This window comes from Ruegeria sp. CG11 (assembly GCF_056537245.1).
Window position 1 is genome coordinate 340,777 of sequence record NZ_JBQFRE010000003.1, and the last position, 15,521, is coordinate 356,297.

General features: G+C 60.8%; 14 protein-coding genes. 8 read left to right on the plus strand and 6 right to left on the minus strand.

What is annotated here, in order from left to right; all coding sequences use genetic code 11:
- Positions 1-8: 8 nt before the first annotated feature.
- Genes ACR0KW_RS11060 through ACR0KW_RS11070 form a run of 3 tightly spaced genes read right to left on the minus strand, consistent with a single transcriptional unit; the run spans position 9 to position 2,476 of the window.
- Positions 9-923, minus strand: coding sequence for a pseudouridine-5'-phosphate glycosidase (locus ACR0KW_RS11060; RefSeq protein ID WP_480805017.1), 915 nt, complete (start codon positions 921-923; stop codon positions 9-11).
- On the minus strand, positions 920-1,813 hold the full coding sequence (locus tag ACR0KW_RS11065; RefSeq protein WP_480805018.1) for a PfkB family carbohydrate kinase: 894 nt from the start codon (positions 1,811-1,813) through the stop codon (positions 920-922). The genes ACR0KW_RS11060 and ACR0KW_RS11065 overlap by 4 nt, the downstream gene beginning before the upstream one ends.
- Before the next feature lie 45 nt (positions 1,814-1,858).
- Positions 1,859-2,476 (minus strand): thiamine phosphate synthase, encoded by a 618-nt coding sequence (locus ACR0KW_RS11070; RefSeq protein ID WP_480805019.1) that lies wholly within the window; start codon positions 2,474-2,476, stop codon positions 1,859-1,861.
- 154 nt (positions 2,477-2,630) lie between these two features.
- Between ACR0KW_RS11070 and ACR0KW_RS11075 the strand changes: the two genes are divergently transcribed.
- Genes ACR0KW_RS11075 through ACR0KW_RS11085 form a run of 3 tightly spaced genes read left to right on the plus strand, consistent with a single transcriptional unit; the run spans position 2,631 to position 6,058 of the window.
- Positions 2,631-3,374 carry an RNA methyltransferase gene (locus ACR0KW_RS11075; RefSeq protein WP_480805020.1) on the plus strand — a complete coding sequence of 248 codons (744 nt, stop codon included), beginning with the start codon at positions 2,631-2,633 and terminating at the stop codon, positions 3,372-3,374.
- 60 nt (positions 3,375-3,434) lie between these two features.
- The gene (ctaA, locus tag ACR0KW_RS11080; protein WP_480805021.1) at positions 3,435-4,580 is read left to right on the plus strand and encodes a heme A synthase; all 1,146 of its coding nucleotides are present in this window, start codon (positions 3,435-3,437) and stop codon (positions 4,578-4,580) included.
- Between the two features lie 5 nt (positions 4,581-4,585).
- Complete coding sequence (locus ACR0KW_RS11085; RefSeq protein ID WP_480805022.1) at positions 4,586-6,058, plus strand: carboxypeptidase M32; 1,473 nt, start codon at positions 4,586-4,588, stop codon at positions 6,056-6,058.
- Between the two features lie 67 nt (positions 6,059-6,125).
- On the opposite strand, the gene ACR0KW_RS11090 is transcribed toward ACR0KW_RS11085, so the two are convergent.
- Both ACR0KW_RS11090 and gyrA read right to left on the minus strand, forming a co-directional pair.
- Positions 6,126-6,482, minus strand: a complete 357-nt coding sequence (locus ACR0KW_RS11090; protein WP_480805023.1) for a hypothetical protein — start codon at positions 6,480-6,482, stop codon at positions 6,126-6,128.
- Between the two features lie 54 nt (positions 6,483-6,536).
- Entirely contained in the window at positions 6,537-9,260 is a 2,724-nt protein-coding gene (gyrA, locus tag ACR0KW_RS11095; RefSeq protein ID WP_480805024.1) for a DNA gyrase subunit A, read from the minus strand.
- 194 nt (positions 9,261-9,454) lie between these two features.
- Between gyrA and ACR0KW_RS11100 the strand changes: the two genes are divergently transcribed.
- Both ACR0KW_RS11100 and ACR0KW_RS11105 read left to right on the plus strand, forming a co-directional pair.
- Complete coding sequence (locus ACR0KW_RS11100) at positions 9,455-9,724, plus strand: usg protein (protein ID WP_170325099.1); 270 nt, start codon at positions 9,455-9,457, stop codon at positions 9,722-9,724.
- 104 nt (positions 9,725-9,828) lie between these two features.
- Positions 9,829-10,524 carry a lipid-binding SYLF domain-containing protein gene (locus ACR0KW_RS11105; RefSeq protein WP_480805025.1) on the plus strand — a complete coding sequence of 232 codons (696 nt, stop codon included), beginning with the start codon at positions 9,829-9,831 and terminating at the stop codon, positions 10,522-10,524.
- On the opposite strand, the gene ACR0KW_RS11110 is transcribed toward ACR0KW_RS11105, so the two are convergent.
- On the minus strand, positions 10,525-11,478 hold the full coding sequence (locus ACR0KW_RS11110; RefSeq protein WP_480805026.1) for a radical SAM protein: 954 nt from the start codon (positions 11,476-11,478) through the stop codon (positions 10,525-10,527).
- A gap of 164 nt (positions 11,479-11,642) precedes the next feature.
- On the opposite strand from ACR0KW_RS11110, the gene zwf reads away from it, so the two are divergent.
- From zwf to pgi, 3 genes are read left to right on the plus strand one after another with little or no spacing between them, the layout of a single operon-like run.
- Positions 11,643-13,097, plus strand: coding sequence for a glucose-6-phosphate dehydrogenase (zwf, locus tag ACR0KW_RS11115; protein WP_480805027.1), 1,455 nt, complete (start codon positions 11,643-11,645; stop codon positions 13,095-13,097).
- On the plus strand, positions 13,094-13,765 hold the full coding sequence (gene pgl / locus ACR0KW_RS11120; protein WP_170325095.1) for a 6-phosphogluconolactonase: 672 nt from the start codon (positions 13,094-13,096) through the stop codon (positions 13,763-13,765). Before zwf ends, pgl begins: the two co-directional genes overlap by 4 nt.
- A gap of 5 nt (positions 13,766-13,770) precedes the next feature.
- Positions 13,771-15,381 (plus strand): glucose-6-phosphate isomerase, encoded by a 1,611-nt coding sequence (pgi, locus tag ACR0KW_RS11125; RefSeq protein ID WP_480805028.1) that lies wholly within the window; start codon positions 13,771-13,773, stop codon positions 15,379-15,381.
- Positions 15,382-15,521: the final 140 nt, after the last annotated feature.

Sequence of the window (15,521 nt, forward strand, 5' to 3'; positions counted from 1 at the left end):
GGTTTATGTCACGCTGACCTTTCTGTGAGTGCGCGCGCGATTCCAGCAGCCAGTTTTGCATTGTTCCTGACCAAAGCGATGTTGGCGGTCAGCGAACGGCCCTCGGTCTGTTCGTAAATCCGCTGCAGCAGGTAAGGCGTGACGCCTTTGCCGGTGATCCGGTGCGTGTCGGCGTCGATCTGGGCCGAGGCGATGATGGGGGCCAGTTCCTCGGCCGGGATCTGATCCTTGGCGGGGATCGGGTTGGCGATCAGCTGGCCTCCGGGTACTCCAAGTGCGCGACGGGTGGCGTGGGCCTTGGCGATGTCCTCGGCGCTGTCCATGCGCAGGGGTGCGGCGTAGGGCGATTTGGCCGACCAGAAGGCGGGGAACTCGTCCTGACCATGCGCGATGACGGGAACGCCTAGCGTTTCCAGAACTTCCAGCGTTTTGGCCAGATCAAGGATCGCTTTTGCACCTGCTGCCACAACCGTCACCGGTGTTTGTGCCAGTTCGTGCAGGTCAGCTGAGATGTCGAATGAGGTTTCGGCCCCCTGATGCACACCGCCGATACCGCCGGTGGCAAAAACCTCGATCCCGGCGAAATGCGCGGCGATCATGGTAGCGGCGACTGTTGTGGCTCCGGTGCCGCCGGTGGCCATGCAGGCGGCCATATCCGCGCGCGAGAGTTTGGCCACGCCTTGCGCTTGACCCAGTGCCTGCAACTGATCGGATTCCAGACCGACATGCAGCTTACCGTCGATCACTGCGATCGTGGCCGGAACTGCGCCCGCATCGCGAATGTCCTGTTCGACCTGCGCCGCAACCTCGATGTTCTGAGGGTAGGGCATCCCGTGGGTGATAATAGTGCTTTCCAGCGCGACAATGGGTTGGCCTGCGTCTTTGGCGGCGCGGACCTCGGCGGAATAATGGATGTCGATCACAGTGGGGTTTCTCCGGAAACGTAAGTTGCTGCGGCGTGCAGAGCGCGGGACAGGGCCTCGTCGCTTGAGGCACCGCCGGATTCGGACGCGATATGCGCCGCCATAAAGGTGTCGCCTGCACCGGTCACGCGGGTGACCAGAACGGACGGGGGTGTTTGGGTCAGAATTTCATCGACGCTGCCGACGGTGGCCGAGTTGCCGCCATCCGTGACCAGCACCCGCAGCGCGCCGCGGTCCAGCAGGCCTTTGGCGGCGGATTCGGAATCGGTGAATTCGCGCTGGCACAGGATGCCAGCCTCTTCGAGGTTCACGTAAAGCGTTGCGCGGGCGTGTTTCAGGAAGGGCAGCAGGCGCTCTGCCTTACCGGGCGAGGCCGGGGCCACGCGCAGATCCGCCCGCGCAAAGGCCGGGCTTTGGGCGATTTCTTCCAGCAGGGTCAGCGTCAGGTTGCCGTCCAGCGCGATGGGGCCTTCAAACGGCGCATTCTCATAGCCCAACGGCCCGTGCATCAGGGGGCGCAGGATTTTGGCCCCTGCAGCCTCAAGCGAATGGGCATCCGCAATCGCGGCGATCAGACCGTTGGCGCCTTCGACGGCCATATATCGGTCGGTCGGCAAATCCTGAGAACGGTAGATGTGCTCTGTGACCATTCCCAAACGGGCACAGGCATTCACCAACTCGTCGCCCTCGGGGTCGCGGCCAATGGCGGTCAGCAGGGTTGGGGTCATGCCGAACCGGACCAAAGTCATGGCGATATTCATGGCGACACCGCCGGGCAGGCGGGTGATCCGCCCCGGCACGTCGGAACCTTGCCTCATGGCGCTGGCCGAACGCCCGATCACGTCCCACAGGACCGAGCCGATACATAGGATTTCGCTGTTCTGAGTCATGACGATCTCATGCCGCAGCCCTGGGGTGGGTGCAAGGGTTAACGCTCACATCGCGTCGGTGAGGGTCTTCAGCGCGGCAACCGAGTCTTCTTGCGACCAGATTTCATCGCCAATTCCAAAGAAATCGGTATGGGGGGCTAGGTCGTGGATCAGGTCAGGGGTCAGACCACCTTCGGCAACGACCGGAACCTCGATCATCTCGGACCACCACTGGAACAGGTCCTTTTCGGCGATGGTGCCATCGCCCAGGGCCGACGCACCGACCGGACCGAAGGCGACGTAATCTGCGCCAGCCTCTCCGGCGCTCATGCCGTCATGGCTGGAGGCGCTGCAGAAGCTTCCGACGATTGCATCCGCACCAAGTTCCTTGCGTGCTGCCCGAACCGAACGGGCTGCGTCGTCCAGATGCACCCCGTCCAGCCCCAGACGTTGCGCCAGCAGGACGTGGTTCGAGATCACGATGGCCACGTCCCGCGCATGAGCCACCTCGCGGCAGGCATCGGCTGCGCGGGCAATGGTGTCCTCGTCACTGCCCGCCAGCGCCAGCCGGATGCAGGCGATATCGGCACTGTCCAGCACGCGGCCAAGCTGGTCGGGGAACGTGCTCAGGGTAATCGTGGGCGGGGTGATCAGGTAAATCTGCGGCTGCTCGGGGGTGTCCATTGGCGCGTCCTTCGCTTTCAGTCATTGGCGCGGTTTAGCGGATTGCGCCGGGGAAGCAAACTTTTATGGCATTCGGGGGGTAAATTGCCGCCTCAGCGCCTTGCCCTGTTGGGGTACGACCATTACAGCATCCCGAAGTTTTCCGGAGACAGCCATGCCCAGCGACAAATCTCAGCCCTCCTTTGTGCTTGTGCGCCCGCAGATGGGTGAAAACATCGGTGCCGCCGCGCGGGCGATGTGGAATTTCGGTCTGGACCGGATGCGGATCGTTGCCCCTCGGGACGGATGGCCGAACCCCAAGGCGGTGGCGATGTCCAGCGGCGCGGGGCGGCTGCTGGATGAGGCGCAGCTGTACGACGATCTGGCCGGGGCACTGTCCGACAGTACCTTTGTTTTCGCCACCACGGCCCGGCAACGGGGCCTGACCAAGCCGGTTTACAGCCCAGAACGCGCCATGCAGATCGCGGCTGAAAAGGTGGCAGCGGGTGAGAAGGTCTCGGTGCTGTTCGGACCCGAACGCGCAGGACTAGAGAATGAGGATATCGCCAAGGCCAACGCCATCATCTCGGTGCCGGTGAACCCGGAATACGCCTCGCTGAACCTTGGCCAATGTGTGTTGCTGACCGCCTATGAGTGGATGCGCCAGACCGGGGATGTGGTGCATGAGGCCACCGATCTGGGCAAGGGCGACTGGGCCACAGGGATCGAGGTCGAAAAGCTGGTCGAACATTACGAGGATCGGCTGGACGAGGCCGGGTTCTTCTACCCGCCCGAAAAGGCCGAAGGCATGAAGACCAATCTGCGCAATCTGTGGTCGCGGATGCGGATGACGCGGGCCGATGTGCAGATGCTGCACGGGATCATGCGGCAGATGGTCCGCTGGAAGGACAAGGGCTGAGGCTGGACCTATCTCCACTCAGGCCCTAGCTTGCGACGAAAATCAGGACATGAGGACGGCATGAGCGGTAAGCGCAGCATCTTCGAAGAGGTCTCGGACACCGAGAAACAACAGGCGGTGCAGCCTGGCATGATCGACCGGGGCCGCGGCGGCGCACGCGGTGCGATCCGCGTCTGGCTGATGATCCTGTTTGCGCTGGTCGTTGTTATGATCGCCGTTGGAGGCCTCACACGCCTGACGGATAGCGGGTTGTCGATCACTGAATGGCGTCCGATCACAGGGGCCATCCCGCCTATGACCGAGGCCGACTGGCAGGCCGAGTTCGACAAGTACAAAGAGATCGACCAATGGCGCATCCAGAACCAGTGGATGGAGCTGAGTGATTTCCAATTCATCTACTGGTGGGAATGGGGCCACCGCCAACTGGGCCGCGTGATCGGTCTGGTCTGGGCGCTTGGGTTCTTCGGCTTCCTCGTCGCACGTAAAATCCCAACCGGGTGGACCGGCAAGCTGCTGATCCCTGGCCTTCTGGGCGGTGTTCAGGGTGCTGTCGGCTGGTGGATGGTGGCCTCGGGCGTGACACAGGGCGAGGGCATGATCGCCGTCGCCAGCTATCGCCTCGCGGTGCACCTGGGCCTGGCCTTCGTGATCCTTGGTTTCCTCGCCTGGTATATCTTTGAACTGGGTCGCGAAGAGCGTGACCTGATGCAGGCCCGCCGAGCGAAAGAGGCAAAATTGTTCTCGCTGTCGACCGGCCTGATGCACTTTGCGTTCCTGCAAATCCTGATCGGTGCGTTGGTGGCCGGGATCGACGCGGGTCGGTCTTACACCGACTGGCCGCTGATCGGCGGGCAGCTTTTGCCACCGGATGCGGCGATGCTGGAACCGATGTGGCGCAACTTCTTCGAAAGTCCCGGCTTGGTGCAGTTCATTCACCGCTGCGCGGGTTACCTGCTGTTCATCTTCGCCATCATTGTCTGGCGACGCGGCAGCACCAGCGCGCACCCGCAGACGCGCTTTGCCTTCAACGCGGCTTTTGCGGCGTTGTCGTTGCAGGTGGTCATCGGTATCCTGACCGTGGTCTACGCTGCCCCGTGGCAGCTTGCCATTTTCCACCAGTTCATGGCCATCGTAGTTTGGACCCTGATCCTGCGCGCGCGGTTCCTGACCGCTTACCCCATCGCCACTTCAATCCGCGGAGCCTGACCCCGATGACCGCCTATGACGACCTGATGGCCTTTCAGCGCGAAACCTCGGCCCTCGGGCAGATTGCCGGGCGATTGGGCTGGGATCAGGAAACAGTGATGCCGCGTGGCGCCGCCCCGCAGCGCGCCGAAGAGATGGCCGCGATCGAGGCAGTGCTGCACGCCCGCCGCTCGGACCCGCGCGTGGCCGAGTGGCTGGAGCAGGCCGATCCGCAAGACGATACGGCTCGCGCCCAACTGCGTGACATCCGCCGATCATACGAGCGCACGGTCAAAGTGCCCGCCGATCTGGCGAAAGCCATCGCGCGTGTGACCTCTGCCGCGCAAGGCACATGGGCGCTGGCCCGTGCGAACGAAGACGTGGCAGCGTTCCTGCCAGTGCTGCAAGAAGTCGTCGCGCTGAAACGCGAAGAGGGCGCGGCTCTGGCGCAGGGCGGCGATGTCTATGACGCCATGGTCGAGGATTATGAACCCTACACAACGGGTGCACAGATTGCCGAGATTTTCGACCAGATGCGCCCGCGTCTGGTGGCCCTTCGTGCTGCTGTTCTGGGCAAACCTGCGCCGCAAGCCCTGACCGGAAAATTCGACGAGCTGGCGCAAATGCGCCTGTCGCAAAAACTGGCGACCACCTTCGGCTATGACCTGAACACCGGCCGCGTCGACAAGGCGGTGCACCCGTTCAGTTCCGGCAGCGGGTTGGACGTGCGGATCACCACACGCACCAGTGCGACCGACCCGTTCAATTGCTTCTACTCGACCATTCACGAGGTCGGCCACGCCGCCTATGAACAGGGCATCGCCCCAGATCTTCTTCTGACGCCACTGGGGCAGGGCGTGTCTATGGGCGTGCATGAAAGCCAAAGCCGGATCTACGAAAACCAACTGGGCCGCTCGCGCGCTTTCACCGGCTGGCTCTACGGCCAGATGGTCGAGACGTTCGGCGATTTCGGAATTGCGGATGCCGATGCCTTTTATGCCACGGTCAATGGCGTCCATAACGGCTATATCCGTACTGAGGCCGATGAGGTGCAATACAACCTGCACATCATGCTGCGCTTTGATCTGGAGCGCGCCCTGATGGCCGGAGACCTGCAGGTCAGCGATCTGGAGGCCGCGTGGAACGACAGGTTCAAGGCCGATTTCGGCCATGCGGTCGACAAGCCCTCGAACGGGTGCTTGCAGGACGTGCATTGGTCGGTTGGGCTGTTTGGGTACTTCCCGACCTATTCGCTGGGCAATGTCTATGCAGGCTGCCTCTGTGAGGCGCTGCGGGCAGCGGTACCGGATCTGGATACGCAACTGGCCAAAGGCGATACATCCGGTGCAACCGGCTGGTTGCGGGAAAACCTGCAGCGTCACGGAGGCCTGTACGCCCCGCGCGACACCATCCAGCGCGCCAGCGGAATGGAGCCGGGGCCGGAGCCTCTGCTCAGCTATTTAGAAGAGAAGTTTGGGGTGCTGTACGGTCTGAAATGACTTGGGTGGCCTCGGCTACCCCGCTTGGTGATCGAAAAGTCGGTATCGGCTGAACGCGCCCTGCGCTTTAGCGTGCTGTGCAATTCATGACACGTCCGTCGGAACGCGCAACGCTCAGCGATCCATCGGCAATTTTTTCGACCCTACGTTCGTCGCCATATCCGTCCGAGGTGAGGCGACCGTCGACGCTTATGCTATATTCAGCCTCGACTGTCTTACCCCGCACGATAGCGGAATAAGGAACGGACGTGGCGTCCAGCGTCACGTCCGAAACGATCCATTCCAGAGGGTTCTCCCCCATCATGCAGTCAAAGTGCTGACCACTGATTTCTTCTATTAACGCAGGCCCGAGCAACTCATCGGCGTGTACTGGATGTGCGGCCAAGGCAGAAATAGCAGCGATGGGAAGAAAGAGGTGTTTCATTTTGCTTTCCGAAAAGAAAATGAGCGGCTTTTGCGCCGCTCATCTTTGTCAACATTAGGCGTCTGCCTCATCGTCCCCCTGATCGGCGATCCAGGCGACGCTGACGACCTCTTCGCCCTTGCCGGTGTTGAACACCTTCACGCCGCCCGCGCTGCGGGATCGGAAGGAAATGCCATCGACCGGCACCCGGATCGACTGACCCTTGGAGGTGGCCAGCATGATCTGGTCGTCGATCTCAACCGGGAAGGATGCGACCAACTCACCGCCGCGCATTGCCTTGTCCATCGCCGCAACACCCATGCCACCACGTCCGCGAACGGGGTAGTCGTGGCTGGAGCTGAGCTTGCCTGCACCTCCTGCGGTGATCGTCAGGATCAGGTTTTCGGCGGCCGACATTTCGGCATAGCGCTCTTGCGAGATTGCTCCGGGTGCGACTTCATCCTCATCCGTTTCGCCGTCATCCGCGATGCCTGCCACGGCGCGGCGCATCTTGAGGTAGGCTGCCCGCTCGTCCGGCCCGGCCTCAAAGTGGCGGATCACGGACATGGATACGACACGGTCGCCATTCGTCAGCCTGATGCCGCGTACACCGGTGGATTCGCGCGAGTTGAAGACACGCACATCAGTGGTGCGGAAACGGATCGCGCGGCCCGAGTTGGTGACCAGCATCACGTCTTCGTCTTCAGAGCAGATGCGGGCATTCACCAGCTCCACGTCCTCGGGCAGCTTCATCGCGATCTTGCCGTTGCGGCGGACATTGGTGAAATCCGACAGCCGGTTGCGACGTACGTCGCCCGCGCTGGTGGCGAAGACGATCTGCAGGTTCTCCCACTCTTCATCCGGGACATCCACAGGCATGATCGCGGCAATGGAAACGCCGGTTGGGATCGGCAGGATGTTGACGATGGCTTTGCCCTTGCCGGTCCGGCTGGACTGCGGCAGGCGCCAGGTCTTAAGCTTGTAGACCATGCCTTCGGTGGTGAAGAACAACAACTGGGTATGCGTGTTGGCCACGAAGAGGTTGGTAACCACATCCTCTTCTTTGGTCTGCATCCCCGACAGGCCCTTACCGCCGCGTTTCTGGGCACGGAAATCAGCCAGCGGGGTCCGCTTGATGTAACCGCCCGAAGTGACCGTCACGACCATGTCCTCGCGTTCGATCAGATCCTCGTCTTCCATGTCGCCGGACCAGTCGACGATCTCGGTACGACGGGGCACAGCGAACTGCTCGCGGATGCTGCGCAGTTCATCGCCGATGATCGACATGATGCGCTCTCGCGAGGACAGAATATCGAGGTATTCCTTGATCTTGGCGGCCAGTTCTTCCAGCTCGTCCGTGACCTCTTTGACGCCGATCTGAGTCAGGCGCTGCAGGCGCAGATCGAGGATGGCGCGGGCCTGAACCTCGGTCAGGTTATAGGTACCGTCATCGTTCATCTTGGACAGCGGATCGTCGATCAGACGCAGATAACCTTCGATTTCTGCCGCAGGCCAGCGACGAGTCATAAGCTTTTCGCGGGCCTCGGCTGCGTCGGCGGACGAGCGGATGGTGGCCACAACCTCGTCCACGTTCGAGACTGCCACGGCCAGACCACACAGAATGTGGCTGCGCTCGCGCGCCTTGCGCAAGTCGTACGCGGTGCGGCGGGCAACGACATCTTCGCGGAAGTCGATGAACGAAGTCAGGAACCGGCGCAGGGTCAACTGCTCGGGCCGGCCGCCATTCAGGGCCAGCATGTTGCAGCCAAACGATGTCTGCATCGGCGAGAAACGATAGAGCTGGTTCAGCACCACCTCGGGCGTAGCATCGCGCTTCAGCTCGACCACAACCCGCACGCCGTTGCGGTCGGATTCGTCCTGAACGTGGGCCACGCCTTCGATGCGCTTTTCACGCACGGCCTCGGCGATCTTTTCGATCATCGCGGCCTTGTTCACCTGATAGGGGATCTCATCCACAACAATGGCGTAGCGGTCCCTGCGGATCTCTTCCACGCGGGTCTTGGCGCGGATGATAACGCTGCCGCGGCCTTCCAGATAGGCTTTGCGCGCACCAGACCGGCCCAGCATCACGCCGCCGGTCGGAAAATCGGGGCCGGGGACGTATTCGATCAATTGCTCGGACGTAAGGTCCGGGTCGTCGATCAGCGCCAGCGTGGCGTCAACCACTTCGCCCAGGTTATGCGGCGGGATGTTCGTCGCCATACCCACGGCGATACCACCGGCACCATTGACCAGCATGTTCGGGAAACGGGCGGGCAGGACGGTCGGCTCCCGGTCCTTGCCGTCGTAGTTGTCCTGAAAATCAACCGTCTCTTTTTCGATATCGGCCAGCAGGGCGGCGGCGGGTTTGTCCATCCGCACTTCGGTATAACGCATGGCCGCCGGGTTATCGCCGTCCATCGAGCCAAAGTTGCCTTGACCATCGAGCAGCGGCAGCGACATCGAGAAATCCTGCGCCATCCGCACCAGCGCGTCGTAGATCGCGCTGTCACCATGCGGGTGGTACTTACCCATCACATCACCGACCGGACGGGCCGACTTGCGGTACGCCTTGTCATGCGTGTTTCCGGTCTCATGCATTGCATACAGGATGCGCCGGTGCACCGGTTTCAGGCCATCGCGCAGATCGGGGATCGCGCGTGAGACGATGACCGACATGGCATAGTCCAGATAGGACGTGCGCATCTCGGATTCGATGGACACCGTCGGGCCGTCGTATACGGGGCGCTCGGGCGGGGTTTCATCCATGTTTTCTGGGGTTTCTGGCGTATCGCTCACGTAAACTGCCCGTGTATTGTTCTGGGTCTATATCTTGTGGATGTACCTTATCAGACCCGGCACATAAGGTGCAAGCAAGCAACCCTTTTGCCTGTGAAAAACCCCGGTATCACCAGAGTAACATATTGTTAACTAAGGATTAGGGTATTTTCGTGCTACCATGAAGAGACCTTGCAACAAAATTGGAGGTCTGCATGGAGCAAAGCGAAACCGAATTGATGCTCAAGGGGTACGGGCTGACAACGGCGGAATTCTTCTACCACATGCCCGACTACATTCACGTTCTGAACACGTTCATCTGGCAGGATTACGATCTGGCGCCGGACCATCCAAAGCTCTTTAAATTTGTTGAGTTCTGGCAGCGTGAGATCGAAGGTCCGCTGCATTCGGTCCGGTTCACGCACCGTAAGATGATCGCGCCCGGAGAATGGCGCAATGTCGTGGGTGAATTCAGAGTAAATTGAGTATCAGGCCACATTTTTCGGCCAGTAACGATTGAGACGCATTATTTTTTTAATGCTTGGGTTAAGGTGTCGACCAATTCATTGGTCACATACGGAATCGCTTTATGTCCCGGGTTTTGTTTCTTGCTGCTGCCTTGTTGGTTGGCGGATCTGCCAGCGCCGAAGGCGTTCTGGATAAAATTAAAAAAGGTGCTGAGAATACCGCCGACGCCATCGGGCGCGGAGCCGAAACGGTGGGTGACACCGTACAAAAAGGCGCGGAAGTCGTTGGTGAGACCGTAGATTCGACCGCTGATCTGGTGACGAATGAGGCCACGCCGGCAGAAACCCGCGTCAAACTGGACCTGATGGCCAGCGAGGTTCTGACCCAACTGCTGGCGGATGACCCCGAGGCAGACGCTCTTTTTGGCATCAGCGCTGGCTATGCGGTGTTCGACACGCGCAAGGTTACGGTGTTTCCGGTTTCGGCCGGGTACGGGCGCGGGGTGGCGGTGTCGAAGGATACCGGTCAGCACACCTATATGAACATGGGAACGGGCGGCGTTGGCGCGGCCGTGGGTATCGGCGGGTTCGAAACCAAATTCGTGATCCTGTTCGAAACCGCCGCTGATCTGCAGAAGTTCATCGAACATGGCTATGACGCGACCGCAGAAACCGGCGCCATGTATGGGGAAGACAGCAGCGCAGAAACCGTGCGGTTCACCGATGGCCGGTCGTTCTTTGTGCTGGGCAAGAAGGGCTGGCGGGTCTCGGCCGGAGCGTCCGGCACGAAGTTCTGGAAATCCCCCGAACTGAACTGATCAGCCCGAGCAGCTGGCCCCACCCAATACACAGAATTTCGCGCAATGCGGATGGTTCAGGTGCACGTCCGCTTCGGCTTCGGCCAGGGTGTGCCCCATCTCGAATTCGGGCGCATAGGGCAGCAGGGTGCAGGCCAGAACCGCCGGACGGTCCGCGCCCTTGCGTTTCACGACCATGCGAGCACTGGCGCACATCACTGCGTCAGGCGATTTGTTCAGGATGCCCCAGCAGGCGGTGGTGATTTCGGGGACTTCGACAGTTTCATCCATCTCGGGGAACAGAACGGTCTGACCCGGGTTTTGCGCGTCAATCTCGAACCCATGTTTCGCAAAAAAGGCGGCGTATCCGGCGCGGCTTTCGGTGTCGGTGTCGCCCCAAACTGTCCGCCCGGCAACCGCCATTTTGAACCCGTGGTCGCGCAGCCATTCCATCCCAGTCAGGGTCTTGGCGAAACTGCCTTTGCCGCGCTCTTCGTCATGCAATTCGGGTCGGTAGTGATCGACGGAAATCCGCAGCGTCAGCTTGTCTCCAAAGTCACGTTGCAGCTCCACCAGACCGTCTTGCACCCTGCGGCGCATCATCGGCTGCATCGCGTTGGTCAGGATCAATACCTCGTACCCGCGCTCAAGACAGGCGCGGGTCATGTCGATCATTTCGGGGTTCATGAAGGGCTCACCGCCAGTGAACCCGATCTCACGCACCGACCACTTGCGGTCTTTGATCTGATCCAGATAATCCCGCACCTCATCAGCGGTGATATAGACGAGCGCGTCATTGGTCGGGCTGCTTTCGATATAGCAGTTGAGGCACTCGATGTTGCACAAGGTTCCGGTGTTGAACCAAAGCGTCTCGGGGTTGCTGAGCGGCACCGAGGCCCGCGTTTGCCCGTCAGCTGTCACCAATTTGTTCTGAAACTTGCCGATATTGGCGCTTTGAGGGGCGTTGTCTTTCATTCCGGTATCCGGTTCTTTGGTGTCTCAGTGCTGACTTAGCGCTTCGACACAGGTTAGTTAAGGGCGGCAGGCCGGACCTGACAGAGTTTTGATGATCGGAAAAAAACCGAAAAATGATGGCGCTAACATTAGACATGGCCGCAGGGGTAAGGTAGGGAAAACACATGGTTTCTCGTGTCATCCCCGTTGACCCGTTCGATCTGGTCATTTTCGGCAGTACCGGCGATCTTGCGCAGCGCAAGATCCTTCCGGCGCTGTTTCGAAGGTTCTGTTCGGGTCAATGGCCCGATGACGTGCAGATCATCGGTGCCGCCCGCGCGGTTTACGACCGGGATGCGTTCCGGGATATCGTCGCCGAATCGTTGCGCACCCACGCGGCCAAGCAATGTCAGGACGCCGATGCGCTGAGCACGTTCCTTCAGCGGGTCGACTATGTTCCGTTGGATGCTCTGTCGGACGAGGGATGGGACCTGCTGGCAGAAAAGCTGACCGTCGATCGGGTGCGGGCATTCTATTTCTCGGTCGGTCCGCGGCTGTTTGGTCCTTTGGCGGAAAGTATCAAGTCGCACAAACTGGCGACCAAGCAGACACGAATTGTCGTGGAAAAACCATTCGGTCACGATCTGGAAAGCGCCCGGGCATTAAATGCAACGCTGGCCAGGCATTTTACCGAAGGGCAGATTTACCGGATCGATCATTACCTGGGCAAGGAAACCGTCCAGAACTTGATGGCCGTGCGGTTCGGCAATATGCTGTTCGAACCGTTGTGGAACAGCCAATACGTGGATCACATCCAGATTACGGTTGCTGAATCCGTTGGTATCGACGGACGCGAGGAGTATTATGATCGCGCGGGTGCCATGCGCGACATGATGCAGAACCACCTGATGCAGTTGCTCTGTCTGATAGCGATGGAGCCTCCTGCCAAGTTCGACCCGGACGCGGTAAGGGACGAAAAGCTGAAAGTAATCCGCGCGCTGGACCCGGTTGAGCCACACCACATTGTGCGTGGACAGTTCGAAGGTGGGGAAGGCGGCCCAAGTTATCGAGAGACCGTCGGCAACCCACGTTCGACCACAGAAAGCTATGTGGCGTTGCGGGCACATGTCAGCAACTGGCGGTGGGCGGGTACGCCGTTCTATCTGCGCACGGGCAAGCGTTTGGTGGCACGGTCCTCGGTGATCAACGTGATGTTCAAGGACGCGCCGCATTCGATCTTTGGCGCGGATGCCGGGCGCCATGCCAACGTGCTGTCGATCAGGCTGCAGCCGAACGAAGGCATCACGCTGAAGGTGACGATCAAAGAGCCGGGTCCGGGTGGTATGCGCCTGGTGGACGTGCCTTTGGACATGAGTTTTGCCGAGGCGCTGGGGCCGGAAAACCAGGACCCGCCGGACGCTTATGAACGTCTGGTGATGGACGTGATCCGCGGCAACCAGACCCTGTTCATGCGCGGGGATGAGGTCGAAGCCGCCTGGGCTTGGACCGACCCGATCATCGCGGGCTGGCAGGCGCGTGGGGATGTCCCCAAACCTTATGAAAGCGGCAGCACAGGCCCGGGCGACGCCGAGCTGCTGATGAAACGAGACGGTCGCCGCTGGCAAGGGATAAACCCATGAAACTACAAGAATACGCCGACAGGGATATGCTGGCCATCGACGTTGCAAATGAGTTGGCGGGCGAGCTGGAATCGGCCTTGCTGCATCATGACGTGGTCTCGATGGCGGTTCCGGGAGGCACCACACCGGGTCCGGTTTTTGACGTCCTGTGCGCGGCCAATCTGGAATGGGACCGGGTGCGGGTTCTGCCCACGGATGAACGCTGTGTGCCGGGCGACCATGAGCGTTCGAACGAACGTCTGATCCGGGAACGGTTGCTGACCAACCGCGCCGCGGCGGCGCAATACATCCCCCTTTATGTTCCCGGCGAAGAGCCAGAGGATGTACTGCCCGAACTTGAAAGCCTGATAACGCCGATCCGCCCCTTGTCGGTTGTCGTGTTGGGGATGGGCGAGGACATGCACACCGCGTCCCTGTTCCCGGGCATGGATGGGCTTGAGGCTGCGCTGGACAGCCACGCGCGCCCGCTGGCGGTGGCGCGGACTGACGTGCAGCCCGAACCGCGGATCACGCTGACTGCTCCGGTACTAGATGGCGCCTTGTCGAAACACCTGATCATTTTTGGCGCGGCCAAGCGGGACGCGCTGGAACAAGCCATGTCCCTGCCACCGGAAGAGGCCCCCATTGCGGCGGTGCTCGGTGGTATGACGGTTCACTGGGCGGAGTAGGCGCGATGCAACTGGACAGACTTTCCACCCTGGCCGACGAACGTAAAGATCAGACCATCCTAGGTCTGTTTGGCAACGATTCGAACCGGGCCGAGGCTTTTTCGGCCTCGACCGGCGATCTGCTGTTTGACTATTCGAAAACGCAGATTGACGCAGATATCCGGGACGCTCTGATCCAGCTTTGCGATGCGGCCGGACTGGCCGAACGGCGCGAGGCGATGTTCTCGGGTGAAAAGATCAACGAAACCGAAGGGCGGGCTGTGCTGCACACGGCGCTGCGCAATCTGGATGGCGGCCCGGTCGAGGTTGACGGTCTGGACGTGATGCCCGACGTGCTGGACACGTTGCAGCGGATGCGGGTTTTTGCCGAAGAGGTGCGCGGCGGTGCGATCACCGGGGCAGGGGGCAGCTTTACCGATGTGGTGAATATCGGCATTGGCGGGTCCGATCTGGGGCCGGTGATGGCGACCCACGCGCTGGCCCCGTATCACGACGGCCCACGGCTGCATTATGTCTCCAATGTGGACGGCGCCCATATCGCCGATACACTGCGCCAGCTTGACCCGACACGGACGCTGATCATCGTGGCGTCCAAGACATTCACCACCATCGAAACCATGACCAACGCCCGTACCGCGCGGGCCTGGATGGTGGATGGCGGCGGTGATCCGGCCAAACAATTCGCCGCCGTGTCCAGCGCCGTGGACAAGACCGAAGCTTTCGGCATCCCCGAAGACCGCGTGTTCGGCTTTGCCGATTGGGTCGGCGGGCGCTACTCGGTCTGGGGGCCGGTCGGCTTGCCAGTGATGATTGCTGTGGGTTCGAACGCCTTTGACGCCTTCCTGCGGGGCGGACAGGCGATGGATGTGCATTTTCGGGCCGCAAACTGGGCTGAGAATATGCCGGTGATGCTGGCTTTGGTCGGCATCTGGCACCGTCAGGTTCTGGGCCACACCAGTCGGGCGGTTCTGCCTTATGACCAACGCCTGTTGCGCCTGCCAGCCTATTTTCAACAGCTCGAAATGGAGTCGAACGGCAAGTCCGTCGCCATGGATGGCAGTTCGCTGACCCTGCCTTCTGGCCCGGTGGTCTGGGGGGAACCCGGCACCAATGGACAGCACGCGTTTTATCAGTTGATCCATCAGGGCACCGATGTGATCCCCTGCGAGTTCATGGTCGCCGCCGAAGGGCACGAACCCGAACTGGCCCACCATCACCGCCTGCTTCTAGCTAATTGCCTGGCCCAATCCGAGGCACTGATGCGCGGCCGGTCGCTGGATGAAGCCCGGCAACGTATGGCCGATAAAGGCCTGCAAGGCGATGAGCTGGAGCGTCAGGCCCGCCACCGCGTGTTCCCGGGCAACCGGCCTTCCTCGACCCTGATCTATCCGAAGCTCACACCGTTTGTGCTGGGCCAGATCATCGCCCTGTATGAACACCGCGTGTTTGTCGAAGGGGTGTTGCTGGGGATCAACTCCTTCGACCAGTGGGGCGTGGAACTGGGCAAGGAGCTGGCGACCTCGCTTGGCCCGATTGTGGATGGTGAGGAAAGCGCAGAGGGCAAGGATAGCTCGACCGCGGCACTGGTCGCCTATGCGATGCGCCACCGGGATTAGGTCCGGGTAAGCCCGCAGCCTGCCGCAACGGCAGGCTGCATTCTTTTATTGTCAGAAAATTAAATGATTGGCAGGATTTCCCCCAAGCAAAAGCCTAAACGACCCGGGCAGTCATAAAGTCCGGGGAAGGCAACAGATGG